Source organism: Sphingobium sp. TB-6, assembly GCF_012927365.1.
Taxonomy (GTDB): domain Bacteria; phylum Pseudomonadota; class Alphaproteobacteria; order Sphingomonadales; family Sphingomonadaceae; genus Sphingobium.
The window spans coordinates 24,535-51,208 of record NZ_JABBGL010000014.1 but is presented as its reverse complement, the minus strand read 5'-3'; the positions used below and the strand labels follow the sequence as shown (position 1 = coordinate 51,208).

Sequence of the window (26,674 nt, the reverse complement as noted above, 5' to 3'; positions counted from 1 at the left end):
ATCCTTATATCTCTTTTCGCGGCGGAATCCGATTGCAATGGTCATGAGCTGGACGACCATACGCCTCGAACTTGCCCGGACGCCGGCCTTTCCCAACGGATCGGCGGCGCGAAGCTATGTGCTGCGCCTGCCGCTGGGCAGCGGCGGCCTGATCGATGAAAAGGAATATCGCATCCATCCCGAACTGGCGACCGCCCGCCGTTTCTGGCCTAACGAGCCGGACCGGCACGGCACATTGCTGCACACCCGGCACGGCTGGGCGCTGTCCTATGAGCCGGGGGAGGCGGATGACGAGAAAATCTACCGGCTGGACGCGCACACCATCCAGCCGGGCGCCTATCTGACGCTGACCGATCCGGATGGGGAATGCCTGCCCTTCGTCGTGAAGGGGCTGAACCCGGCCTGATCGCATCCGCCTTCACCGCGGCGGAATGGCTTCATCAGGGTTAATCGATTTTACATCATTCGCAAAAAGGCGCATCCTGCAACTGAAATGGGGCAGGGGGGAATAATGCCGCAGATCAAGGGGCTGATTGCAAGAATGGCGGCTGATTGTTCCGGCGCGTCTGCGGCGGAATATGCGTTGCTGCTTGGCTTGCTGGCCGGTTCGGTGGCGATGGCGTCTTGGACTCTGGGGCAATCGATCACCGGCGCCCTGGATGACAGCGCGGCGCTTATCGCGCGCTATGCCGGAGCATCGGGCGCCGATGGAAGCTCTTCCTCGACAGGCGCATCCTCCGCCACGTCGGGCGCGGGAAGCTCCTCCTCCTCCACTCCACCCGGCAATTCAGGCAGTGCGCCCGGCCAGAACGGGACGACGCCCGGCCAGTCGGGTTCCAATTCCGCCAGCGGTAGCGCCCCGCCTGGCCAGTCCGGCACGAATCCGGGACAAAGCGGCAGCAATTTCGGCCAGTCCAAGAAGAATCCCTAAGACATTTGCAGCCGGGCGTCTTGCCCTAAGCCGGTTCCCTCGCCCGGTGCACGATGCTGTCCGCCAGCTTCGCGTTGACCTCCGCCAGATGATCGAAATGCGCTTCATAATGCGCCATGCCCTGGCTCATCGACCGGATTTCCGCTTCCAGCCCCTGCAAGCCCGCCTCGGGCAAAAGGACTTCCAGCACATCCCAGTGGAACCAGCCGTCCAGCGCCGTCATGCGCAGCATCTGGCCCCGGTGGCTCGCCACGGCGGAGGTAATGCGTGATGTCGCGGCGCTTGGGCTCATGATCGTCACATGGGCGATGGGCTCCAGCAGATAGGGTGATGCCGCTGCCAGCGCGTCCGACATGGCCATGCGCCCGGCGGTGCGAAAGGCCAGTTCCGAACTGTCGACGCTGTGGAATGAGCCGTCCACCAGCGCGGCGGTGACATCGACCACTGCGAAGCCGAGCGGACCCTTCGCCACGGCATCCATCACGCCTTTTTCGACCGCCGGAATATATTGCTTGGGCACCGCGCCGCCGGTGATCCGTTCCTCGAACCTTATGCCCTCTCCGCGTTCGAGCGGACGGACTTCCAGCACCACATCCCCGAACTGGCCGTGGCCACCCGACTGTTTCTTGTGCCGCCCACGCTGCGTGACCGCCTTGCGGATCGATTCCCGGTAGGCGATGGTCGGCGCGTGGACTGACACGGCAACGCCATAGCGCCGCTTCAGCCGGTCCAGCGCGACGGCGAGGTGGTCCTCGCTCATGCCGTGGAGCAGGGTTTCGCGCGACCCTTCGTTCTGATCCCAATGCAGACCGGCATCCTCTTCGGCCAGCCGGTTGAGCGCGGTGGAAAGCCGGACCTCGTCCTTATGGTCCTTGGCCGCGATCGCCAGCGCGCAATTGGCCGCCGCTTTTTCCACCTCAAGGCCTGTCGACGGGACAGTCCCCGCCATGCCGATCGCATCGCCCGCCTGGACGCCCTCGATCTTCGCGATGCCGACGATCGCGCCCGTCTCCGCGGAGGGGATTTTCGTCGTGGCCGCGCCCTGGATCGCGAACAGCCCGCCGGGCCGCAACGGCCGCCCGTCGCCGTCGACCATCTCCGCCCCGTCGGCCAGCGGACCGCCGAAGATACGGGCCAGCGCAAGCCGTCCCACCGTCGCGGCATGAGAAATCTTGAAAAGTTGCGCCGCTTCCCCCCGGATCGCGAGCCGCTCCGCCGTCTGCGCCGCCATCGGCGTGTCATGGCGCAGCATCTTCAGCAGCCGCCGGATGCCAAAGCCGTTCGACGCCGAACCGAACAGCACCGGCACGATCAGCCCGCTCGCGGTCTCCCGCGCCAGATCGGCAAAGACAGTATCCAGGCTGGGCTGCTCGTCGGACAGCAACTGTTCCAACAACAGGTCGTCATGGTCGGCCAGTTGCTCCAGCATGTGGAAGCGCGCCGCGCTTTCATCATCCTTCACATGCGGGGCGAGCGCGACCTGCTGGGATTTCTTGCCCACCTCATAATGATAGGCCCGCTCCAGCGCGAGGTCGACGAAGCCCGCGACTCGCTCCCCGGCGCGGATCGGGATCTGGCGCGCCACCAAAGCGGCGGCGCTCATCGGCGCGAGCGCGGTGAGCAGGTCCTCGATGCTGCCCCGCGCCTGATCGATCTTGTTGACGAACAGCGCGTGCGGGATGCCCGACCGCTCCAGCCTGCGCAGCACCGGCTGGGCGAGGGCGGCCCGCTCCGGATCGGGATCGATCACCACGATGGCAAGGTCGGCCATGTCGAGCGCGATCGCCCCGTCCGCCGCGAAACCCGGCGCGCCCGGCACGTCGATCAACGCGAAACGGTCGCCTATCCATTCGAAATGCATCAGGTTGAGCTCGGTCGAACTGCCGCGCTCTCGGGCTTCCGGGCTGGCGTCGCCCACGCTGTTTCCCGCCTGTACCGATCCCTGGCGCGGGATTGCCCCGGTTATGAACAGCATCGCTTCCGCAAGGCTGGTCTTGCCCCCTCCGGCGGGGCCGACGAGCGCGATGGCCCGTGTACAACAGACGCTCATCCTGGCTCTCCTCCAATCCACCCGTCTTTCTTGGCGAAGGCGGTCGTTGGGAAGGGGGGATGTTCGCGCGATATCGATCGGAACGCAAGGGCGAGATCGTCAGTCGCATATTATGGGCGACAGATGACGATCCTGATGGAGAAGGAAATATGGCGGTCTCTCTATGAGGCCATCTGCCATAAAATCATCTCGCCTTGATATAGCGGTCCCAAATATATGCGACTGAAAGAAATAGAAGCGTGCTCAGATATGCTGGCAGCCAGACGATCGTCAGCAGCCTGTCGAAAATTGTGACCGTGACCATGCCTCTCGATTTTGACTGAAGGTGCCAGAACCACGCTATGCCTGCGATCCAAAGGAGCGCGATGGCAGTCAATAGCAGAGGAAGCAAAGATCCGTATATCTGGTTCACTGAAGATCTCGCCGGTTCACTGGCTGCTAAAAGGCATCCGTGTTGATTGCCTCGAAAACTGACTCGGGCCTTTCAACGAGAAGTTTCCTGCCTGATGGTTATGTTTCGAATGTCATTGGTGGGTCAAGATAGTTTTCTCCTTTAGTTGGACCGAGCTGTTTTTGAACCGGAAGCTGTCGTTGCTGGTCTACCCTATTTGGCGGTGGTGGGGCAGTTGCAGAAGCTGAAGCGGTTGGAGGGTTCGGGCGCGCGCCCCTCAGCCCAATCGAGCGCGAACCAGGACGCCCGCTTCTCGAATGGCGAGTGGGACAGGGCAGAGCGCCACTTGAGACCGAGGATGCGTTATATTTGAGGAAGTTGGTGGCCCGTTGTGCAACACCAGTATGATGACCTACGCGGTCCTGGGCAAGAGCCTGATCAGGTCGACGAGGTCGAATCCAGAGTTACGATAAGCTATTTCCCGCTCTGAACCCCAAATTGTCATTTCCAATAAACTCATGAACTGGAAAGCCATTGATCGTCCTGACTTTGGATGATCTGAATATCACTGGATCGTAGCCTCTGACGACCCAATCTGGTAGAATATAAGTGGACCCGGCGACACGAGTCTCTGCCAATGCGGGGATGGAAAAATGGTAAGTGCGGATACGCCTTGTCTACGAGCAGATGACCAGTCCTGGCGGATTGCTTGCGAGCGCGAGCCGGTGATCCGCGCACTTTCCGAGCTGCCGAAGCTCAATCGAGCAGCAGTCACGGAGGCCTCCAATCGATTAGGCATTAGCCGGGCTTGGGTGTTCAAGCTGGTAACCCGCTATCGGGCAAATCCAATCACCAGTTCGCTGCTGGGCAGACCCACCGGATTTCCTAAAGGCCGCCATCGGCTAAACCCCGATGTGGAAGCCGTAGTCACGTCAGAAATTGAGCGGTTCTTTTCAACACGTCCAAAGCCGAAATTTTCTCAGCTCACACGCCGAATAAAGCTGGCCTGCGCGGACCGAGGTCTTCCCCCGCCTGCATTTCAAACAATTCGGAGCCGTGTAGGTGAAAGGAAGCAGGGTCGCGCGTAACGCAAACTTCCTGATGCAAGTTGCAAATGTTCAGCGCGGAATGAATTTACCCTTGATCAGATAAAGAAAGAAACGGGCCATGAGACTAAGTTGAACCAAGCCGGTGATGCCGTTCAACCATCTACCGGGAGGTTACTAACCCCGCACGAGGGCCGTGCGACCGACGTCCATCGTTACCCCAACTCGCTGCCTTTCCGTAACGCGCGGTGCATCAGGTCTCACAGCGTCTATTAACGGTTGCCCGACATGCGATTTTTGCGCGCGCCCTGTTCCAGATTGCTGCTGGTCAAAGAGTTTCAGCGGGCGCATGATGCGCCTTGATCGACCACTTTGGGGAAAGGGGCGCTTGTGCGGTCAAAGCCCATTTTTCGGCTCGGAAAAGGTCGCCTCTTTTGCGCTGTGGCAACGTTGACGGTTGCGGGGGGAATGGCCGCGCTGGTTCCTGCCTCGATGAGCAAGATGCCCGGCTACCGCGACGACACATACGGGGCTCTCCAGACGGCAAGGCGGATCGTCAATCTCCGTGGCCAGCAACCACTTGAGCGGTTGAAATTCACGCCACCGGCTGGGGTGAGCGGCAGCGCTCTCGATGCCCGGCGAGCCACCTTCACGGTCGCCAATAGCCGCAACCCGAAGCCGACCGCCGATCAGGATTGCGACCAGGGGATTTTGCCGGTCAACCGCTATCCCCTGCTGATAGAGCAGCAAGATCGAACCGCAATCATCGGAGGCCTGTTTCTGAGCCGTGTGCCGCAATCGTCGGAATGGCGGGTCACCTACTGCAACAGCTCGGTGATCACGTTTGAGGGAGCCCCCAACGGCGTCGTCGACGGAGTACGGATCACCGGCGCGTGGGATGCGGTCCGCGCCAGCCGTGGCTCCCCTGGGCTGCTGATCGAAAACAGCTGGATCAGCAATGCACGCGACGATGCGGTCGAGAACGACTTTCTACAGACCATGACCATCCGCGACACCCTGATCGACGGCGCGTTCCAGGGCATCAGCGTCAAGCCGCGAAAAGACAGCGACATGGGCGATGCGAGCAACCAGATGGTGACGCTGTCGGGAGTTCTGCTTCGCCTGCAGGAATATTCCTACAAGGAAGGGCGGCGGTTCGGCGCGTTGGCCAAGAGCGATCAGCGCGCGCCGCGCTTTTGGGTGACAAATTCCGTTGTCGCGGTGGATTATGCCGGTGGCAGTTCCTACCCGCAATTCTGGGCGACCAGTTGGTCGAAGCTGAGCGGCTCATCCAACAACCTGTTTCTGTGGCTGTCGGATGCGCCGATCCCCGATTTCGTCCCACTCCCGCCGTCCAGCTTCCGCCTGCTCAGAGGACAGGCCGCGAGAGACGCTTGGACCCGCGCGAAGAGCAACTGGATCAATTGCCACCCGAAGCTCACCCGGCTGCCAACCGATCCGCGCTCGAACCCCGATGCATGCGTTCCGAGCAGTTGGGGAGGCTTTACAAACTGATCGCTGCCGATACTGGCTGATCCTCGCCTGATTTACCAATTGAACAACCAGTCATTGCCCAGGTGGATCTCGAACAATCGGCCGTCATTCTGCTGGTCGGCACCATAGTCGGCCACATACAGGCTCAAGGCGTTGCCATCGTTCGGGTCGCTGCTGGGCGCCAGTTCCATGCCCTTGATCTTGGTGGTGGGGCTATAGGAAGACAGCACGTCTATGGTCCCCAGTATGTTGGCCTGCGGATCGATGGCCCAGATCTTGGATGAGGCTCCCGATGCGACGAAATATACATCATGCGTGGGATCATAGGCGAGCGCCTCCGCATCCTTCATCACTGATGGGAGCGAAACCGAATTCACGAACACCCCCCTGTCGGTAAGTTCGATCATCTGCTTCAATACGCCGTCGAGCATGTGGATATGCCCGGTCACCGGATCGACCTTAATGTCTTCCGTGTCGAGAAGGCCGAGATAGCCTGTATCGAAGGAGCCGAGCTTGACCGACGGATTTGAAGGCGAGACCCAGAACACCTCCTGTTGGTCGTCGTCCGGGATATACAGATAGCCGTTGTTCGGGTTGTAAGCGAGGCCGGTAGGCTCGCTCGAGAAGGAAGTGAGGCTGTAGTTGCCTGCATAGGACCCGTCGAGTTGTAGGGAGAACAGGTTGATGTTGCTGTAAAAGGGGCTCTCGTCATGCTCTGAGTCCGCGATCAGGAGCTTGCCCATGCTTGGAATATAGGCAATGCCCGATGGATCGCTGATCCCGTAACCGGGACCGCCATCATATTTGGTGGCATCTGAAATATTGTGCACGGCGACTACGCTGGCATTGATGGCCGGCATGGGCGGAACAATGACATCGTCATCGGTGATCTTGCCAACGGCGATGGCCTTGTCGATCTGGGCGTTGGTCGCCGAGTTGATCTGGACGTTGAAGAATTCCAGCCTTTCGGCGCTGCCATCGTTCAGGAGATTGACATCGAACGTCTTTGTCAGCTCCCCCGGGCTGAAGGTTATGGAACTGGACGTGGCACCATAGTCAGCCCCCGATTTCGCCGTGAAATCGCTGGTGCCGAGGTTGACCGTGACATCATGTGTCGAGGCCTGGCTGAGGGACAGGCTGAAGGTGATTTTGCCGTCATTCTCATGCGCGGTAGCGACTGCCCCGATCGAAACGTTCGGCAGGGAGGCGAGGGAAACCCCGGCCTGCGTGTAGGTGACGGACAGCACCGGCTTCACGGCGCCTTGCGCCGAATTGAAGTCCCAACTGTCGATGTTCGTTGGTTTGAATACCCAGCCGAAGTTCGCCGCATTTTGCCCGGCGGAAGTCGAAGCCGCGGCATTCCAGGCGGCGAGGCTTTCCGTTACGTCGAACGCGTGGCTGCCCTTCGAAATCGACCCGACGTTGATACCGGTGGACGTCGCCTCGATTCCATTGATCTGCACGCCGCTGCCCAGGCTGTTCCAGGTCGATGTGGAACTCCATCCGACCAGCATGCGATTGATCGAACCGCCGGAGGCGGACCCGTCAGTGACCTCCAGGGTGAGAGACGCAGACAGGATCGTCGCCCCAATCGGAATCTGACCCGACCCGGAGCCGAACACATTGCCGAACTTCAGCAGCGGCTGCGATTCCTTTCCCGATTCCAGGATCGATCGGAAAAAAGACGCGTCGGCGAAGGGGATCGATGCCCTGTTCTGTCTCAGCATCGTATCGATGGCATCACTGTATCCGTTGGCGCCCTGGCTGAAGGTGACGCTGACGGCGATGGGAGCATCCGACTGAATTGGAGCAACGGTAACGTTCACATTCCCCTGAGTGAAGCCGCCAGCACCATCCGTAACGGTGTAGGTGAATGCGTCGCTGCCGGTATAGCTCGTTGCGGGTGTATAAAGAACCTTCCCGCTCTGGATCTGAACGCTTCCATGACCGGCGGTGCCCAGGGCCGAAATGGACAGGGCATCGCCATCGATGTCCGTATCGTTCGCAAGGACGTCGATCAGGACCGGCGTGTCTGCATAAGTGCCCGCATTGTCGGTGTTGGCGACGGGCGGTCCGTCATTGACCGAAGCGATGGCGATTGTGACCGTGGCCGCGGTGGAGGTCAGGCTCCCATCGCTGGCGGTGAATTTGAAGGAAGCCGCGCCGTTGAAGTTGGCGGCGGGGGTGAAGCTGTAGTCGCCGGTCGCCGCATCGACCGTCACCGATCCGCCGACCGCGGAATTCGCGACAAGCGCGTAAGTCAGCGTGGTGCTGTCGACGTCGGTGGCGGTCACCTGCCCGGTGATCGGCGGGCCATCTTCTATGCCCGACGCGCTGGAGGGCTGGGCGACCGGCGCGTCGTTGACGTTGGTGACGGTAATGGAGGCTATTGCGGAGCCGGTGGAGAAGGCGGCTTGGCCGCCAGTGGTTGACGCGTCGACCTTGGCGCCCGCCGATCCGCTCGTCTGGTCCCAGGCATGATAGGTGAAGTTCGCCGTCGTGCCGTTGGCGCCATTCGGGACAAAGCGGATATAGTCCGATGACCGCAGCAGCAGTGCGGAGCCATCGTTGACCGCGCCTATGTTGGACCAGGTCGCGCGGCTATCGGTCGAATACTGCCACTGGCCATTGCCGGATGCGAGGTCCGTGATCGCAATCCCGCGCAGAGCGCTGGAATCGATATCGGTCGAACTCAGAAAAGACGATACCGAATGACCGCTATTGGTGGTCTGATCCTCCGTGATCGTGTTCAGGGACGCGGAGGTCGAAGTCAATACAGGCGCATCGTTGACGCCCGTCACGGTGAATTTCAGAGTGGAGGTGCCGGAACCGCCGCCCACGGCAGCGTAGGTGAAGGTATCGCTGGCGGTCGAGCCCGCTTTGAGTCGTTCTGCCGCGTCGGTCGATGCGGTATAGGAATAGCTGCCGTCAGACATGATGGTGAGGAACCCGTAGATTCCCTGAATTGTCACGCCTTCGATAGGAACTGGCATGAAGCTGCCGCTGCCAGCCTTGATCTGCGTGACCTGATTGGCAAGGCTATCGTTCAGAAGAACATTGCCGGTCTTGCTGCCATTCTCAAGGACGGTAGCGGTGTCGCTGTGTAATTTGAAAGTCGCCATGGTGTCGCTCCGTCCCTTTCCGGTATTCGGCCTGGCGTGGGCAATCCTGGGGTTTTCGAACCGCTGTAAAGGCCAGAATCCAATCTGCGGCCAGTCAAGTCAAATAGCCCATGGGTGTAGACCGTTTTAGACCACCAAGCCGCTTGATGAGGACTGGCGTAGTGTCGTTCATGGAGTAAGATGCAGGTCGATCAGCGCGGGGTCTTCGCGCGGAGCGGCATGGGAGGTTTATGCGGTGGGGCATGACGGTTATTCCTCCAGCGATCCTATGCCAGCCGAAAGTCTGGTCGCTCCTGGCACAACCGTTCCATTAGCGCCGATAACCAGCAAGGACGGAAGCGACCTGCGACCCAGTTCGATCGAGCTGATGCTGTTCGCTGAATTGGAGCGCCAGGGCATCCGTTACTGCCATTGGAAGAGCAATATACGACTGGATAAGACACTGTGCGGGCGTGAGGATATCGACCTTCTGGTCCATCCTTCCGATGCGGACGCCTTTCAGCGCATCATCAATGAGTGCGGGTTCAAGCTTGCCGTTTCCCGCATGGGCGCTGGCCATGCCGGCGTTTTTCATGCCTTGGCCTGGGATCCGGACGTCGGCCGACTGCTGGATCTGCATGCCTATCATCAGTTGGTGAGCGGCGACAGCTTCGTGAAGTCATTCAGATTTCCCGTCGAGGAGGATCTCCTGGCACGGACCGCCCCGTTGATGGGGGTACATATCCCCGACCCCGCGTCGGAACTGGTGCTGTTCCTGCTCAGGATGCTGCTCAAGCACAACAGCATCGTCGAGATCGTCAAGGTGAATGCCCATTATGACGAATGCAGGGACGAGTTGTCATGGCTCCTGCAAAGGAGCGACATCAACGAGGCGGCGGCTCTTTGCGAGGATTGGTTCCCATCGGTCCAGATTCCCATTCGGCAAATGATTGATTGCATAGCGAAGGGGTCGATCCCCTTGCGGGTGGCAATGGGAATGCGGGTGGCCTGGGCGCTGAGATATCACAGACGGCTCGGCCATGCCGCTGCCGGATTTTCGCGGATCATGCGGGTCGGCAAGCATTTCGCCATGCGCTTTCGTTCCAGACGCAATCTGTCGTTGCTGACGGGAGGTGCGTGGATCGCGCTGGTCGGGCCAAAAGGAACCGGGAAATCCACGCTAGCCAAACTCGTGGCTGAGACGCTGGGAAAGAATCTCGACGTGAAGACGATTCACCTCGGCAAGCCACCGGCGACCTGGCTGTCATTCCTGCCCAGACTGTTTGTGCCGGCTGTTCGCAAGGCGCTGCCGAATGAACGCCTCAGCGAGTATGAAAAGCCGGAGCGACGTGCTGAACGACGATATTCCACCTTCTTCGTCGTCGGCAAGTTGCTTGTCGCCTATGATCGCCGCCGACTTCTGACCCGCAGCATGCGGGCGATGTCATCGGGAACGATCGTGATCTCGGATCGGTGCCCGGCAACCAATGCGACGGGCCTCGATGGCAGCGCCTTCGACGATCTTGCCATCACACAGGCGGGTTCTCCGTTTCAGCGCTGGCTGATGGAGCGGGAACGCTCAATCTATCGACGCCTCCCGAAACCCAGACTCGTTCTTAAGCTGAGTGCGCCGATCGCGACGGCGCTCAAGCGCGATCTGGCGCGACGCAAGCCCGGAGGACCAGATCCGAACGCCGTCCTTCGCCGGTGGACACTCGAAAGCGAAGCCGAGTTTGCAAAGTCTATCCTTTGCTCGATCGACACCGACGGTGACCTCGAAGAAACCATGCGGAAAGCAGTTACATGCGTGTGGCAATCGGTTTGAGAGAATGCCGAGCTAGTTCCTGTCTCATAAATTTCTATTCACCTGTCGCCATATGCGATTCCTATGGGCTGGGAGGCTATTGGGAGTTTGGTGATGTCGACGACGAAACTGGTCTTGATCGAATTATCGATCGACGAAAGAAAAGCGCTCGAACAGCGAGTGCGGCGTCGAAGCACGTCTCGCCGCGATGCGCAACGCGCGGAGATCGTGTTGAGGGCTGCCGATGGCGCGAACAATTGCAAGATTGCCGCCGCCGTTGGCGTCACGCGCAAGACGGTTCGGGCATGGCGCGCGCGCTTTGCCGAACAACGCATGGATGGCCTTTCGGACGAGCCGCGTTGTGGCGCGCCGCGCCGCATTGACGATGATCGGATCAAGGCCATCATCGCGAAGACGCTCGAAGAAAAGCCGGTCAACGCCACGCACTGGAACATTCGCGACATAGCCAAGGCCGCGGGCGTTTCCACTTCCTCTGTATATCGCATTGGGCGGGCCTTTTCGCTGCAGCAAAATTGCGCCGAAACGTCCAGATTGTCCAGCGACCCCCAATTCATCGAGAAGGTGCGCGACATCGTTGGCCTCTTTCTCGACCCGCCTGACAAGGCGTTGGCGATCTGTGTCGATGAAAGGAGCCAACACCAAGCCCTCGGCCGTACCCAAGCGCTGGTGCCGATGCGACCGGGACAAATCGAACGGCGCGCCCATGACTATGAACGTCATGGTATGACGACGCTGTTCGCCGGCTTCCAAGCATCGGTAAGCGCCCAGGCAATGGTCCGTCCCGGCGAAGCGATCGATCGCTGCGACCCTTGCCACCGATCGAGCGAATTTCGGGCCTTCCTCGAAGAGCTAGAACATAATGTTCCCGCCGAGCTCGACGTCCATGTCGTTATGAATATTGCCGAAAGTCACAAGACCAAGATGTTTGGAGACTGGTTTGTCAAACGGCCGCATTGGCATATGCACTTCACGCCGACATCATCGTCATGGCTCGACCAAGTCGAGCGCTTCTTCACCTTATTGTCGGAAAAGCGGATCAAACGCGGCGCCGATGGCTCGGTGAAAGCCTTGATCGAGGTCATCGAAATCTTTATCGATAATCATAACGCCAATCCCAAGCCGTTGCGTTGGACCAAATCCGCCAATAACATCCTCGCATCCACCGGACGCCGCTATCGCCGGACTCTCGATGCTCGGCCAAAAGCTGGTTAGGCAATTTCCGAACCGGCACAGCAGGCGCATCCACCCAAGCTGTCTTCCCATCAATGCTCCTTGAACGAGCGTTCGATCGCACCCATGAGAGGTTCGAATGCATATTGCAGCGCGGTGCGCTTGCGCAGCGGGATCTCGATGCTGACCGGTATTCCGGCCTTGAGAGCGCCGGGTCCGCGAAGTTCCTCGATCTTATGGAGTTCGGAGAGGGGTACCTGCACCGAAGCTGTGTAGTAGGATTCGCCTGTCCGCTGCTCCGTGAATGCATCTGCGGACACGCGTGTGACGCTGCCCTCCAGCGCTGGAAGCGACCGCTCATGAAGCGTGTAGAAGCGAACGAAGGCTCGTTGTCCGGCCTCCAGGTCGTCGGCGTCGTTGGGTGACACCCGCGCTTCGATGGTCAGTGGCATGCGATCGGGAATGATGTCCATGAGCTTCTCGCCGGCCCCAATCACGCCGCCGGGGGTGAACACGGTCAATCCCACCACCGTTCCTGTCGCTGGCGCCCGGATGTCTGCGCGGTTGAGCTGGTCTCGTGCCGCCTCCCATTTCGGTAGAACGTCAGCCAGGGAGTTATTGACGTCGCGAATTTCCGAGGCGACCCGTTCCTGATAGGAAATCTTCGCTTGCAGGATCTCGAGCCTGCTTTGCCCGACCTGGCTACGGCTTGCGTCCGCCGTCGCCCGATCCTGGGCAAGCTGCCCCTGGAGGTCGGCTCTGGCCCGTTCGAGAGCCCGAATCCGGGTCTTCGGCACGAAGCCCTTTTCCGCGAGTCCGCGAAGGCCCGCAAGCTCTTCGCTCAAGAGGCCGATCTGTTCCTGAATGGTTCCGGCGCGCTGGCTGTAGCCACGGCCCTGGCTGGTCGCCTGGCTTGCCTGTTCGCCAAGCACGCGCTGCTGGGTGGAAAGCACCGCCGAGCGGGTACGGATCTGCGTCTCCTGGATGCTCAGGGCGCGATCCGCGTCGATCCGGTCCTGACCCTTAAGTCGGGCGAACTCGGGCGGCGGAATGATGGTCGGAGAGCCCGCCTCTTCGGCCTGCAGCCTGGCCCGTTGCGCGAGCAGGGAGATGGCCTGGCCGGCGAGCGCGCGCTCCTGACCGCGCGCTTCTGCCGCGGAAAGACTGATCAAAATATCGCCACGGCGCACCTTGGCGCCTTCTCGGACATGGATGCTGGCGACGACCCCGCCCGTCGGGTGTTGCACCGACTGACGCTCTCCAGAGACGACCAGCCGACCTGTCGCTATGGCTGCGGCGTCGAGCGGCGCGACAGCCGTCCAGCCCAGAAACAGCACGAAGAACAGGATGAGGAGGCCCATCCCCATCCGGATGTCAAAGTCCGGGTCCGCGGCACGTCTCGGTTCCGATCCAGGCAATGCCAAGGCCGCCCTTCCGGCAGGCAGCCATGAGGGCGTGATTCGCTGCAATATAGTCATGGAATCACCCATTGGACGCGGCCCGCGCCGCTTGCGGTGCGACCTTGTGCAATACCTGGTCGCGCGGACCGAACCAGGCAAGCTGGCCCTCGCGGATCACCATGATCCGGTCGACCACAGGCAGCACGCTCAGGCGATGCGCGGCCACCAGGATCGTCTTTCCCGCAGCCTTGAGCTGCTCCAGAGTGCGTATGAGTTGCGTGTCGCCTTCGGCATCCAGGCTGGCGTTCGGCTCGTCCAGAATGATGTAGCGCGGTGAACGGAACAGGGCTCGGGCAAGGGCGATGCGCTGCGCCTGGCCGGCCGACAGGCCACGGCCGCCAAGCTGGAGCGGGTGGTCGTATCCGTCGGCCAGCGACAGGATCATCTCGTGCGCACCGGCCAGTTTGGCCGCGGCGATCGCGTCTTTGTCGATGCGATCGGCACTCTCTCCATTCCAGGCCCGGAAGCGGGAGATGTTGTCCTTGATCGTTCCGGCCAGGAGCACGGTTTCCTGGGGCATGAAGCCAATGTGCGCCGCCAGCTGCTCCGGGTCCCAGCTCCATTGCTCGGCACCGTCGAACCGGACCTCGCCGACCGTCGGGCGTACCGCTCCGGCAAGCGTGCGGACGAGGGTCGACTTGCCCGCGCCACTGGGACCGACAATGGCGATCACTTCACCGGGGTCGATGCGGAAATTGATGTTGGCGAGGATTATTTTTTTGTCGGGCGCAGCGACACCCAGATTGTGAGCCTCAAGGCGGCCCTGCGGTTCGGGCAGCTGGGTGCGGACCATCTCTGGCGGAGTGCCGGCGAGGAGTTCGTCGAGCAGGGTGATCGCACCCCGCGCCTGGATGATTGAACGCCAACCGTTGACCAATTGGTCGATCGGCGAAAGGGCGCGGCCGACGATGAACATGGACGCAAAGATCGAGCCGGGGCTGATAGAGGCGGTGATCGCCAGCAGCGCGGCCACGCCCAGAGCCAGCGACTGTAACAGCAGGCGGACGAACTTGGATTCCGCGCCAAGCCGCGCTGAAGCGATGCCCGCCTCGGTCTGCAGCGACAGCGCACGTTCCCGGTCGGTGCTCTGGCCATGAATCAAGGCTTCACGCAATCCGAGCGCGCGGACAATGTCGGATGAGGACACGGCCGTATCATAATTGGCATATGCCCGGGCAGAGGCAATGTTCGCCTGTTGCAGGGGTTCCCGCGTGGCATTTTCGTTGCGCCAGGCAAGAAAGGTGATCAGCGCCGCGCCAACGACGGTCAGCACTCCGATCCAGAAGTGGATCAGGAAAGCGAGCAGGACGTAGATCGGAATCCAGGGCGCATCGAGCGCACCAAGCATGGCTGGACCGGTAAGCAGGTTACGCAACTGATCGAACTCGCGCAGTGCCTGGCGGGCAAGCCGCGGGCGAGTTTCCCCCTGCAGGAAAGTGGCCCGCATGATCCGGCTGGCCATATGCTCATTGAGGCATGCACCGGCCCGGACCAGCAGCCGTGACCGGAGGGCATCGAGGGCCGAGAGGGTCACCAAAGCAAAAATCAGAACCACGGTCAGGAACAGTAGGGTGACCCGTCCCTTCGTGGGCACGACCCGGTCGTAGACCTGCAGCATGTACAGCATGGGTGCGATGAACAGCAGGTTGGTTCCAGCGCTGAACAAGGCCGCATAGGTGAAATGACGGCGGCAGGAGGACAGGGCCGCCTTGACGGTCAGGCTGTTTCGAAGGGCCGGGGGCAGGATCAGCACAGTAGTTTCCCTCCTATAGGGAGGACTCTGGAGCACAGCAGTTCGCAGGCTCACACGCCTTGGAAAGCAGGGCGCACCGGAAACTGGGAGCGCCCTGCACCTTACGCCTAATTGAAGTCAACCGCCACCGCTGGACTAAGTCCAGCGGAGACAAGCCGTCGCAATGTCAGACAACGAAAATGTCGTATTTGGTGAGGTCCAGATGAGCCGACAGATGCGCGACTGGAATGGGAGCGCCCGAACCATTGCCGTCGGCATCATAAGACAGAATGCCGGTGTGGCTGTCGTACAGGACGTAATCGTTCGAGTCATTGGCCACCACGCCGTCACCATGCTCGAAATAGGTGTCGGCCAGACGTACCGGGTTGCCCATCGTTCCGGAGCCGAGCTTCGTGAAGACGGCATTGTCGAGATAGACGGAGTCCTCGGATGTATTGAAGTCGGTTATCGTGGCGACGTCGCCGCCGAGGTGCGTGTCGAAGACGAACTTGTCATGCCCGCGACCGCCGGTTAGCATGTCGGCGCCACCCTTTCCGAAGATCGTGTCGGTTCCGGCAAGCCCGTCAATGTGGTCGACGCCCGCGGTGCCGATCAGCTTTTCGCCGCTGCTGGTGCCGGTGATCGTGTGGATGGAGCCCGAACTGGTAGTTGTGGTCGGGGGCGTTGTGGTCGGCGTCGTCGGTGCCGGGCTCGAAGGGGTTGGGGCCGGCACCGATGAGGTCGTGCCACCCCCCGGAAGCGGCGGAAGCGGCGTCACTTCAGCATAGGGCGTGCCGTCATGATTATCGAGCCATGCCGCCTTGCTCGCCGCCCAATAATCACGAGCCTCCTGACCCTGCAATATGGTGAAGCCGGCCGGCGGCTTGGGATAGGTGGACGGCAATGGCGTGTCCGACAGGTTCAGGAAGACATTGCCGTGCGATTCGACGACATGGTCCCAGGCAATCTTGAGCCGGCCCTGACTCGCGTGGTTGGGATCCTCGATCGCGATCACGGTATTGACGATCCGGATGTCGGGTGTCGTCTGCGGCGCGCCCGTATCCGTCTTGAACGGGGAAACATGCGTCATTTCGCCATGGAAAAGGTAGGACTCCATGCGCATGAACACGCCATCGAGCTTAAGCGTGTTCATCGAACCATCATAATGGTCGCTGTCGCCAAGGCTGATGCCCGAAAAGACGCCGTCGAACAGAGTGTCGCGAATGGTTCCGCCCATCACATAATCATTCTCGACGGCATCGTCCCGCGCGTTGCTGACGTGGGTATCATCGATCAGGAAGTTGCTGGAACCGTTGGCAATCCGGATCGCGTCCCATGTCTTGTCGAGGCGCCAGTCATCGATGACGACGTTCGGCGCGTTCTCGACGCGGATCGCGGCCGAATTGGTATAGGTATATTCCCAGTCGGACTGCTGCGGCACCTGACCCCATATTTCGCCGCCCTTGATCACCAAGCCTGTGCCAGCATTCGTGACCTTGAACGGGTAGGTATTCAGCGCGCCCGTACCCGATGTCGAGAGGTGGGTGGCGTCGGGATTATCATTGCGACTATTGTCAACGATCCAGGAAGCGTTGGTTGCATCGATTACCGAACCTGCGGCAAGATTCGACACACTATAAGGAGTATAGCCGTAATCCTGTGAAAGAGTGATGTACGTCATATATTATATTTCCTTTGTGCGACCAAAACACTTCCTGCGATTTATTCGTTATGTTTCTTATAGATATCTTTAGGAGTGTTTATTTTATCTATTTAACCTGAATTAATCGTAAATATTTCAAATAATATATAACAATCTATGTAATATCAGTGACTTGCTCTCAAGTTGATGTGCGAAACATCGACTTAAGCGCATGTGGACCGACATCATATGGGGAAGCTGCCCGAGGCGAAACAAGCGGTCCCCGAGCCGCCGTCCGCGTGTCGTTCGCACTAGGATCACCGCCGGTACGGAGCCGCCGGAGCATTGTGGAAGACGGGCTGTTACTATTTGTTACGGGGTAGCGTGACAAGGTAATCGAGCGCTCGTACGGAACAGTTCGTCTGAAAATTACCCTTCTTTAAGAGGGATTCATCCCACTGTACTTGGATTGTAACAATATTAGTCTTTACCTGAATCCAGCTTATTCTTTGAAAGATAAAGGGATTCTTGGACGAATCGAGGCTGCGCGCTTGCCGCTGAGAGCGGTCCGGGCATTCGCCGAGAATTCTGGCCTGCTCGGCCACGCTGTTTTTGGACAGGAATCTGTCCTTGCCGGTTTTCAGGATATGGCAGTGACAGCAAGCGATTGCCGCACAGCCCCTCGCTATGAATAATGCGGTCTAAGCCGGGGAAGAACCAACGGACACACCACGGTTGCATAGGCTGCGAGAGCCAGGACGAGGACGAGGAGCGAGTGCCAGGAACCGACCAGCAACGCGATGGCGGCCATCAAGCCGCTGCCCAACAGGGGGCGCTGCAGGGCGCGGAACAGATCAAGCATGGGAAGGCGGATCAACCGCCAAAGGGCTACGCCATAGGCAATGCGTGACACGCAATAATGGCCGAGGACAGCCAGCGCCGCACCGGGCAGACCCAGCCAACTGATCCCGATCCAGAGCGCCGGCAAGGCGACCAGAGTGGAAACGGCAAGGTTGATGCGGAAATCGAGGTCGGGCCGGCCGATCCCCCTTAACACCTCCCCCGGAGTGCCTGCGGAGGCGACGACCATGCTCGCCGCTGCAAGGATCTGGATGGGGACGATGGCGGCGTTCCATTTGGGGGTGAACAAGGTCGGGACGATGTAGTTCGCGAACAGGATCAGCACCGTGGCCGCCGGAAATATCGTTACGGACATATAGCGAACCGTTCCCAGATAGACCGCGCGGATATCCGCGTCCCGTCCGATCGCCCTGCTGTAGAACGGGAAAACAGCTTTGCTCACGAGCCAGTAGGCCTTGCCCCGGAGGGTTTCCGTCAGCAGAAATGCGATCGAATAGATGCCGAGCGCATGAGCGCCGACAAGCTTGCCGATAAGCAGATAATCGAGGTTCTGCTGAAAGGAGATCAGCACGCGGGAACCGACGATAAATCTGCTATAGGAACTGAGGTCGCGAAGAATGGCCAGGTTCATCCTGATGCGCGGAAACCAACCAGAAAGCGCGAAGGTGACGGCGCATGTGCAGGCGGCGGCAACCAGCGTCTGCGCCACCAGACTCCACACATTCGCGCCGGCAAGCGCAAGCGCGATGGCGGCGACGCATCCGGCCAGCGTACCGGCGATATCGGCCAGGGCGATTTGCTTGAATCGCATGCTGCGCGCCAGCCGCGCTTCTGGCACCACCTGCAGGTTTTGGAACACGATCGCGGTGCTCATCGCCAGCGCGATGGGGGCCAGGCGCGGCTCACCATAGAACCAGACCAAAAATGGCACGCCGATCAGCCACATGACCGCGATCATCACGAACGACGACAGGAACAGCAGCCAGAAGGCGCTGTCGTACAGCAATTTGGTGCGGTGATCTCGCTGACGCTGGATCAGGCCGAGGCGAAAGCCAAGATCGGCAATGATCGCAATGATAGCCGAGAACACCAGCACCATGTTGAAGAAGCCGAAATGTTCCGGCAGCAGGAGCCGGGCGAGACCCACCTTGGCAAGAATGCTTGAGCCCTTGCCTACCATCATCCCGACCGCGTTCCAGGCAACGCCTTTGCGGATCTGCCGCTTCTCCGACTGCAATCGCCGTTCCGGAGCAGGTGCGTGAGCGAGGGCCAAGGCGTTCAGTACCCGGTGCCGTGAAGAACGACCGGAATGGTCCGCAGGATAATCCGAAAATCCTGGCCAACGGATTTGGTGCGCGCATATTCGCAATCGAGTTGCGCCCGGCCTTCGAAGGAAATCTGGTTGCGGCCACTGACCTGCCATGGGCCGGTGATGCCGGGCTTCAAAGAGCAATAAGTGCTAAACGCGTCTGCGTAGAAATGGGCTTCATCCGTGGCGAGTGGCCGCGGGCCGACAATGCTCATCTCGCCCCTTACCACGTTGAAAAGTTGCGGTAACTCGTCGATACTATAGCGCCGAAGAAAGTGACCGAAATAAGTGATGCGAGGATCATCGCGAAGCTTTCGATCTCTCTTCCAGATCGCGCTGATGGCGGGCGACGACTCCAGCAGTTCACGAAGCCGCCGATCAGCATCGGTCTGCATCGTCCGGAACTTGAAACAGCGGAAAATCTCGCCGTGGCGGCCGAAACGGCGCTGACTGTAGAGGATAGGGCCGGGACCGCTGAGTAGCACCAGGATGGCGGCGGCGAGCATCACCGGCCACAGCACCAGCAGACACAAGATCGCAAGCGTGAGATCCATGCAGCGTTGTAGCACCAACCCGGAGGCGTGTCGCGGCATGGGTTCGATTATGCGCGTAGCCGCGACAGGCGGCTCATCGCTAACAAGACCAGTGAGCCGGGGCGCAGATGCGCCAGCGAGATTTGCGTTGGCCGGAGTCCGTTGCAGCGGTCTCGTCGTCATTTCATCGATGCGAGTAGCCATGCTTAACTCTCCGACAGAAAGGCGCATCGTCGATTTCGGACCGACGATAGGCCGCGCAACGTCGATCGCCGGTCACGATCTGACGCGGCGTCGAAATCTGCCAACAACCGTCGGGCGCCATCCGACACATTTGATCAGCCGCACGAGAACGGCAGAAATCAAACGGAACGAAGGAATCCCGAATGGCTCAGCGGAACATGAGGATGGACGTCTGGTCTGGACTTTTGAATTCTGATTTCGGGCTAGCCCTTGGGGTCTAGACCTTCGCGAAGATTGTTTAAATATGCTCGCGCGAGCACAACTTTGGTTGCGGCGGGCGGTTCAAGCCCGATCGCCTGCGTGTTCGTGCGCCCAAGCGGCGGCTGCGCGTAGTCCAAGTTGTGAGGTGTGGCGGCATGAACCATCGTTTCTTGCTGATCCTTTCGGCGCTGAGCGGCGTCGCTGCTTGCGCGAGCAATAATGTCGGCGCCGGCCTGCCCAGCGGCGGAACGGCATATAACCTCGTTCCTGCGGCGATCAGCAATGTCGCGCCCGCAGAATACCGAATCGGTCCGCTGGACGCCCTTGACATCACCGTGCTTCAGGAGCCGGATCTTTCGACCAAGGCGGCGCCAGTCGACGCGTTCGGCAATGTCAACCTGACGCTGATCGGTGACGTTCGGGCGAGCGGCAAGACCGCCAGCGAACTGGCGAAGGAAGTCGCCGGCCGCTATGGCCAGAAATACCTCAAAAATCCTCAGGTTTCCGTCGTCGTCGCCAAGCCGGTGGCGCAGAAGGTCGCCGTGCAGGGCGAGGTCACCCAGCCCGGCGTCTATCCGATCGAAGGTCCGACGACTTTGCTCGGCGCACTTTCGCTGGCGAAGGGCGAAACGGAGTATGCGGCGCTCAACGACGTGGTCGTGTTCCGACTGGTCAACGGACAGCGGGAGGGAGCGGTTTTCGACATCCGCCAGATCCGCAGCGGCAAGGCGCCCGATCCCCAAATCAGGTCCGATGACGTGATCGTCGTCGGCTATTCGGAAGGCCGCAGAACGTGGCGTGACATCACGACCGGATTTCCGATCCTGAACATCTTCCGGTTCCGGCCTTTCTAGCGACAGGGGATAACCATGCACGGCAAGACTCTTGCGCTGACGCCCCAGAACGACCAGTTGGTCAGGGTCGACGATGACCGGCTTATCCAGTCCTATGCCGAATATGATCCCGGTGTTCCCACCCGGGGGATCGACCTTCTGGCCCTTTGGTGGATGCTTGTCCGCAATCGCGTGATGATGCTCGCCATCGTGCTGGTTGCTTTTGTCATTGGCCTGGCAAGCATCTGGTTGCCCAAGCCGGTCTATACCGCGCAGGCAACCATTCAGATCGAACCGCAGACCGCGCGCATTCTCGGCACCGAGAATATCACGCCCGACCCTGGGAGCTCGGAGAACAACAGGATGCTCCAGACCCAGGTCGACCTGTTGGGAAGCCGCTCCACCGCGCAGCACGTCGCGCATCAACTCAACCTGGTCAACGACCCGCAATTTCTTCGGGAGGCGGGACTGGAGAATGAACCGGCCGGCGATTTCCGCGCCGCAATGGTGACGAGCGCGCTGCAGGAAAAGCTGAACCTTTCCTCACCGCGGGACACCCGGCTGATCGCCGTTCAATATGACAGTCACGATCCGGCGCTTGCCGCGCGTATCGCCAACAGCTTCGCCGAGACGTTCATCAACGACAGCCTGCAACGGCGGCTCGACACCTTCACCTATTCGCGCAACTTCCTTCACCGGCAGTTGGGCGAGACCAAGGGACGGCTCGAGAAGTCGGAGAGCAGTCTGGTCCGTTACGCCCTCTCCGCGGGTCTCGTGGACGCCGGCAATGCCGCGGGAATAGCCGGGAGCGATGGCGAACGACGGTCCATCACCACCGCGAGTCTGGTGGACCTCAATAGCGCTTATTCACAGGCGCAGACGAACCGGATGCAGGCGCAGGAGCGTTGGGAGCAGGCAATGGCTACGCCAGCCATGAGCCTTCCAGAAGTGCTCAGCAACCCCGCGATCCAGAACCTTACCCGTCAACGGGCCGAGCTGGAAGCGACGTTGCAGCAGGAGCGGCAACGTCGCCAGGACGATCATCCGGCAATCATGCAGGCCAAGGCCCAGATTGCCGAGATGGACCGCCAGATCGGGGCCATCGCCGGGGGCGTCCGCGCGTCCATCGGCAATCAATTTCGCGTGGCGGCCGGACAAGAGGCGGCGCTCAGGGGCAGCGTCGGTGCGCTCAAGGCCGCGACCTTCGCCGAGCAGGGCAAGGACGTGCGCTACAATATCCTGAAGCGCGAGGTGGATACCAACCGCAATCTCTACAACACCCTGCTACAGCGTTATAGCGAAGTGAGTACGCAGGTGGCGAACACGACCAATCCCATCTCGATCATCGACCGGGCGCAGATGCCCTCGTCGCCATCCTATCCGCGGCCGGCGCTGAACATGGCGCTTGCGAGCCTGGCGGGCGTCGCGCTGGCGCTCGTGGCAGGCTTCGTCCGTACCCGGATGGACGACAAGGTGCACGGACCGACGGACGTGGAGAGCGACTTCCGTACCCCTCTGCTGGGCGTCGTACCGTTGCTCAAGGGTGACGAGAGCATCGCTGAAGCGATGGACGATCCGCTATCCGCCGTGACGGAGGCGCACCATGCCATCTGCCTCGCGCTCAATCCTATCGTCCAAACTCCCGAGCATAGCGTGTTGTTGTTGACCAGCAGCAGCTCGAACGAGGGCAAATCGACCATTGCCGTCAAGATTGCTTCGAGTCTTGCCGCCACCGGCAAGAAAGTGCTGGTCATCGACGGCGACATGCGTCGCGGGTCGCTTCACAAGCTCCTTGGCCTTGCGAACCAATTCGGCCTTACCGACCTGCTGGCGAAAGGGAGCGGTGAAGGTCTCATGGACGCGGTGCAATATTGCGAGCATCACGGGTTTTCGGTGCTGTCGCGCGGCGGCCGGTCGTCGGTCAATCCGGCCGAGCTTCTGGCGAGCAGCCGTTTTGCGGCGCTGCTGGATGAAGCGGCCGGTCTGTATGACGCGATAGTCCTCGATGGCCCGCCGGTCCTGGGGCTTGCCGATGCCCCGCGCATTGGCGGGATGGCGGATGCGACGGTATTCGTCGTCGAGGCCAACCGGACGTCCAAGGCGGATGTGAGGATCGCGCTGAAGCGGCTTGGCGATGCCGGCGCCGACCAGATCGGACTGGTCATCAGCAAATATGACCCGGCCAAGGATACCGGCGCCTATGGCTATGCATATCGTTACGATTATCCCTTGGATGAAGAACAAATCGCCGGCGAAAATTCGCCTCGCCAGCTGCTGAAGGAGGTGTGACGGCAATGTCGCCAGGTGCAAGGCGCGTGTCGTTGCGATCGCCGCAGATTTCGGCGCCCATTCTTGCAAACCCGCCAGCACAGGCAGGGAGCGGCTTTAGCGTCCTGGTCGCGGTGGCGGTACTCCTGCCGTTCTGGATTCCCCGGCCGCTGATGACCGGCGAATTGTCTTTTGCCTTTGCAATGCCGTTCATTCTCGCGTTCTGGGCTTTGACGCAGCCTGCCTGGCCGGGAAGTTTCCGGCGGGCATTGCACGGCCGGTATGGCCGCGGCCTGTGGCTGGAAGCGCTTTGCGTCTGCGTGGTCATGATGATGGCCTTCATGTCCATGTTGGTTTCGCCAGTGCCGCTACGCGCCTTTCGGGTTATTCTGCCGATGACCTATGCGATCTGCGCGCTGATCCTGTTTTCCCGTATGCCGTCCCACTTGCAGCGACGAATGGTTTTCGCGCTGCTGTTTTCGGGAGTGCTGGTCTTCGGCATCGCCATCGGGCTGTCGCAGACCGGCTGGGGCCGTTCGATCGTCATGCGCGATTATCGCTTCCTCGCCTTTTTCGAGAAGCCAAACCAGTTGGGTGTCGCGGTCATGGCAGTCTGGCCGCTGTCCATCGCGTTGCTGCTGAATGCCCGAACAGCCATGCCTCGCCTGTTGTGCACGATCATGCTCCTGGTCCTGGCGACCGCGATCTTCATGAGCGGCACCAAGACCGCACTGGCACTCGGGTTCGTCTCCGCGGCGCTGACCTGGCTCTACCATGGGAGTCGCAGCGGCAGCCTGGACAAGACGCTATTCAAGCTGTCTGTCATTCTGTGCGGGATCGCGTTCGCTGTGCCCGCGACCCTGTGGGTGCTGAGCTGGGCCAGTCCGGATTTCTTCAGGCGGGTGAACAGCATTTTGACCTATGGCCTGTGGGAATTTCCCAGCATGCAGACGCGCGACATGGTATGGAAGGAGTCGATCCAGATCGGCCTCGACCATCCCCTGCTCGGGGAGGGCGCGGGGACGCGGGTATACCGCTATGCTCATTCACATAATATGTTTCTCGATTATTTCCGTGGGATGGGCGTTTTTGGCCTGGCGGCAGCGGTCGCACTGGTTCTGAGCGCCGTCAGCCGCGGCGCCAATTTCCTCCTTGCCACCTTGCCCAAGGGGCAGGTCGATCGGGAGTCGGACACAATCGTGGCTGGCATGTATCTGGGCGCAATATTTTACCTGATTGGGAACCAGCTCAGCGATTCCTTCTCGCCGACGACGGCGTTCCTGTTCTGGATCATGTATCTTGGCGCTTATTTTACCGCGCCGCCCCTGAACTCGGTCGCGCGACCGCCCTTGAATTTGGTCAAGCGCCCGGTTGGTCAGCCGTCGACCTCGGGATGGGCGCCCCGCGCAAGACGCCCCGGTTCGAACCTGCAGGATGCTGCCCAGCCGGTCTGAGAAACGCTCCAGGAGCCTGGGTCGGGATGAGCTCGAGCATTTTTGAAGTCTGGGGGAAGAGCTGACGGCTCGCAAAATACGGAAAACAAAAGACTGAGGGAGCGTGATGCGACTCAATCCAGTCGAATCATGCTTCCTGATCTCACCCCATTGCGACCGTCGCGCTCGAGCTGGGAGAGATGGTCACTGATATGTTTGGCGCGGTCCAGCGGAGTATCGCCGCCGTCGCTCGGAATGCGAAGCAGCCGGCCCGTAAGGTGTCGGCGCTTGAGTTCTCCTTCGATCTCATCGGCAATATGCTCTATGGCCTCTTCGCCCCGCGCCCAGAGAGAGATGTCCGCGATGGATTCCGCGCTCTGGAACCGCGATGTGTGCCGCCGTCGCTGCGCAAGCCGTTGCCGTGCGACGGCGGTAGGAGCCTCGACGTGGATGAAGAGGGTTTCGCCGATCCAGCCGTCCAGTCGATCGAACACCGGTTTGGCGGGGGCGGCATCGTCCCCGTGGTGGATGCGCGCGGTCCAGATCGCCTGCGCCAAACCCTGATCGGCAATCAGCAGGCCGTTATGGCCTTTTCGCAACTGCATTGCCAGCACCGACAGGAAGTTCCAACGGGTCTTGGCGGCATCCTTGCCGCCCCGCTTATGCGGGGTAAGTCCGCGCGACGCGAAGAAGATTGCGCGGGGGCTGCTAAAAAAGACCGGGGCGAGCAGGGCGAGGCGTCTCAGCGACCTGCGCAGGAAGGACAATTCATCGCCCATCGCATCGCGGCTAAAGCGCACCGGCGCCCGCTGCTCGCGCAAGAGACCGAGGAGTTTACGCGCGACCGTCGTCTTGCCAGACCCCGGAAGTCCGAGGAACTCGATCGTCGTGATCGGCAGCTGCTGTGCAACATTGCCCGTCAGCGCACTGGCATAGGCGCGGTCGATCCGTTCTCCCATCCTTTCCTCGCGCCAGGACGAAACATCCGTTGATCGGGCGCCGTCCTGCAGTCGGGCAAGGCGGTCAGGCGAGTCCAACAGGGCGAATATCTGTGCCGCAGTCATGGTGAGGTCATCGGCGTCGGTGATGATCCCGTTGATATTGTCTGCGACGATTTCCTCGATCCCCGGCAGCCGCGCTACCACCAGCGGCTTGCCCCCGGCGATCGCCTGGACTGCCGTGCGCGGCAGCCCCTCCCGCTCGGCCGAATGCACGCACAGGTCGGTGAGCGCGATCAGTTCCCACGGCGCCGGATCGTGGCCGAGGAAACGGACCTTGTCCGCAATGCCGAGAATATGAGCCTCCTCCTCGCACCGAAGGCGTTCCGGCCCATCGCCGGCAAAAAGCAGACATGCATCACTACGCTCGCGGAGCCCTTCCGCCATTGCGCGAAGCAATGGCAGTTGGCGCTTCCGTTCCTCAAACGCGGCTATCTTGAGAATGAAGCGGGGCCGTTCCTTTCCATTCCAGCCGCCGATGCGGCTTCGCCAGTCGGAAGGAGGGACTGCGGAAATAAAGCGATCGAGCGGCATTCCGCTGTGGATTACCTGAATTGGCACACTCCCGCCGATGCCCGCATCGAGATAAGCCTGCTGCATCCCGCGACTGACGGCGATCAGCAGGTGGGTGAACCGCGCGCAGGCCCGCTCCGCATCGACATAGAGCAGGCGCTGCCCACCGCTCACCGCGACAAATGGGGCGATGTGGATGGTGTGCACAATCAGCGGCACTCGGGCAGCGGCGGCGGCCACCCTGCCGACGATCCCCGCCTTGCTCTCGTGCGTGTGAACAATGTCCGGCTGAAGTTGTCGGTAGAGCTGGCGCAAGTCGCGTACTGCCACGAAGTCTGCAAGAGGGTTTATGGGGTGGATGAGGCTGTCCATATTGATAAGCCGGATACGGTCACCGATGCGCTTGGACCAGATCGGGTTGGCGCCGGGGCCGTGGATCAACGTCACCCGGTGGCCGCATTCCGCCTGATGGAGGCAGGTTGCGACCGTATTCTCCTCCGCACCACCAAGCACAAGACGGGTAATGACGTGGACGATATTGAGTGGACGAACCGGCGATGGCTCTGCTGGGCAGGGCGGGAGAGCGGGTTGGATGCTGCTCCAATTGGCCGCTTCGTGCGTTCGAAGAAACAGCATGGCG

Annotated in this window: 16 protein-coding genes; 8 read left to right on the top strand and 8 right to left on the bottom strand. The window is 60.7% G+C overall.

What is annotated here, in order from left to right; all coding sequences use genetic code 11:
- Positions 1-43 precede the first annotated feature (43 nt).
- Both HHL26_RS17485 and HHL26_RS17480 read left to right on the top strand, forming a co-directional pair.
- Positions 44-406 carry a hypothetical protein gene (locus HHL26_RS17485; RefSeq protein WP_066563708.1) on the top strand — a complete coding sequence of 121 codons (363 nt, stop codon included), beginning with the start codon at positions 44-46 and terminating at the stop codon, positions 404-406.
- A gap of 105 nt (positions 407-511) precedes the next feature.
- On the top strand, positions 512-931 hold the full coding sequence (locus HHL26_RS17480; RefSeq protein WP_169576280.1) for a hypothetical protein: 420 nt from the start codon (positions 512-514) through the stop codon (positions 929-931).
- A gap of 25 nt (positions 932-956) precedes the next feature.
- On the opposite strand, the gene HHL26_RS17475 is transcribed toward HHL26_RS17480, so the two are convergent.
- Positions 957-2,981: an elongation factor G gene (locus HHL26_RS17475; RefSeq protein ID WP_169576279.1), complete on the bottom strand. Its 2,025-nt coding sequence runs from the start codon at positions 2,979-2,981 to the stop codon at positions 957-959.
- Positions 2,982-4,886: 1,905 nt separating this feature from the next.
- Here HHL26_RS17475 and HHL26_RS17470 point away from each other — a divergent pair.
- Entirely contained in the window at positions 4,887-5,933 is a 1,047-nt protein-coding gene (locus HHL26_RS17470; RefSeq protein ID WP_169576278.1) for a hypothetical protein, read from the top strand.
- 32 nt (positions 5,934-5,965) lie between these two features.
- Here the strand turns inward: HHL26_RS17470 and HHL26_RS17465 are convergent, their stop codons facing one another.
- Positions 5,966-9,034 carry an Ig-like domain-containing protein gene (locus tag HHL26_RS17465; RefSeq protein WP_169576276.1) on the bottom strand — a complete coding sequence of 1,023 codons (3,069 nt, stop codon included), beginning with the start codon at positions 9,032-9,034 and terminating at the stop codon, positions 5,966-5,968.
- A 268-nt stretch (positions 9,035-9,302) separates the two neighbouring features.
- Here HHL26_RS17465 and HHL26_RS17460 point away from each other — a divergent pair, with 268 nt between their 5' ends.
- Both HHL26_RS17460 and HHL26_RS17455 read left to right on the top strand, forming a co-directional pair.
- A complete protein-coding gene (locus HHL26_RS17460; protein ID WP_087574469.1) occupies positions 9,303-10,838 on the top strand; it encodes a hypothetical protein in 1,536 nt (511 codons plus the stop codon).
- A 93-nt stretch (positions 10,839-10,931) separates the two neighbouring features.
- A complete protein-coding gene (locus HHL26_RS17455) occupies positions 10,932-12,050 on the top strand; it encodes an IS630 family transposase (RefSeq protein ID WP_240962491.1) in 1,119 nt (372 codons plus the stop codon).
- A gap of 50 nt (positions 12,051-12,100) precedes the next feature.
- Here the strand turns inward: HHL26_RS17455 and HHL26_RS17450 are convergent, their stop codons facing one another.
- From HHL26_RS17450 to HHL26_RS17430, 5 genes are all read right to left on the bottom strand, one after another.
- Positions 12,101-13,486 (bottom strand): HlyD family type I secretion periplasmic adaptor subunit, encoded by a 1,386-nt coding sequence (locus HHL26_RS17450; protein WP_169576274.1) that lies wholly within the window; start codon positions 13,484-13,486, stop codon positions 12,101-12,103.
- 4 nt (positions 13,487-13,490) lie between these two features.
- Positions 13,491-15,221: a type I secretion system permease/ATPase gene (locus tag HHL26_RS17445; protein WP_346765597.1), complete on the bottom strand. Its 1,731-nt coding sequence runs from the start codon at positions 15,219-15,221 to the stop codon at positions 13,491-13,493.
- A 166-nt stretch (positions 15,222-15,387) separates the two neighbouring features.
- The gene (locus tag HHL26_RS17440) at positions 15,388-16,881 is read right to left on the bottom strand and encodes a calcium-binding protein (RefSeq protein ID WP_145907563.1); all 1,494 of its coding nucleotides are present in this window, start codon (positions 16,879-16,881) and stop codon (positions 15,388-15,390) included.
- Positions 16,882-17,527: 646 nt separating this feature from the next.
- Positions 17,528-18,940 carry a lipopolysaccharide biosynthesis protein gene (locus HHL26_RS17435; RefSeq protein ID WP_169576273.1) on the bottom strand — a complete coding sequence of 471 codons (1,413 nt, stop codon included), beginning with the start codon at positions 18,938-18,940 and terminating at the stop codon, positions 17,528-17,530.
- Between the two features lie 41 nt (positions 18,941-18,981).
- The gene (locus HHL26_RS17430; protein ID WP_169576271.1) at positions 18,982-19,749 is read right to left on the bottom strand and encodes a sugar transferase; all 768 of its coding nucleotides are present in this window, start codon (positions 19,747-19,749) and stop codon (positions 18,982-18,984) included.
- Positions 19,750-20,144: 395 nt separating this feature from the next.
- Between HHL26_RS17430 and HHL26_RS17425 the strand changes: the two genes are divergently transcribed.
- From HHL26_RS17425 to HHL26_RS17415, 3 genes are read left to right on the top strand one after another with little or no spacing between them, the layout of a single operon-like run.
- Positions 20,145-20,843, top strand: a complete 699-nt coding sequence (locus HHL26_RS17425) for a polysaccharide biosynthesis/export family protein (RefSeq protein WP_066562223.1) — start codon at positions 20,145-20,147, stop codon at positions 20,841-20,843.
- A gap of 15 nt (positions 20,844-20,858) precedes the next feature.
- The gene (locus tag HHL26_RS17420) at positions 20,859-23,111 is read left to right on the top strand and encodes a polysaccharide biosynthesis tyrosine autokinase (protein WP_169576270.1); all 2,253 of its coding nucleotides are present in this window, start codon (positions 20,859-20,861) and stop codon (positions 23,109-23,111) included.
- 5 nt (positions 23,112-23,116) lie between these two features.
- Complete coding sequence (locus HHL26_RS17415; RefSeq protein ID WP_087574474.1) at positions 23,117-24,544, top strand: O-antigen ligase family protein; 1,428 nt, start codon at positions 23,117-23,119, stop codon at positions 24,542-24,544.
- A gap of 113 nt (positions 24,545-24,657) precedes the next feature.
- Here HHL26_RS17415 and HHL26_RS17410 read toward each other — a convergent pair whose 3' ends face one another.
- Positions 24,658-26,670, bottom strand: a complete 2,013-nt coding sequence (locus HHL26_RS17410) for a glycosyltransferase (protein ID WP_240962490.1) — start codon at positions 26,668-26,670, stop codon at positions 24,658-24,660.
- Positions 26,671-26,674: the final 4 nt, after the last annotated feature.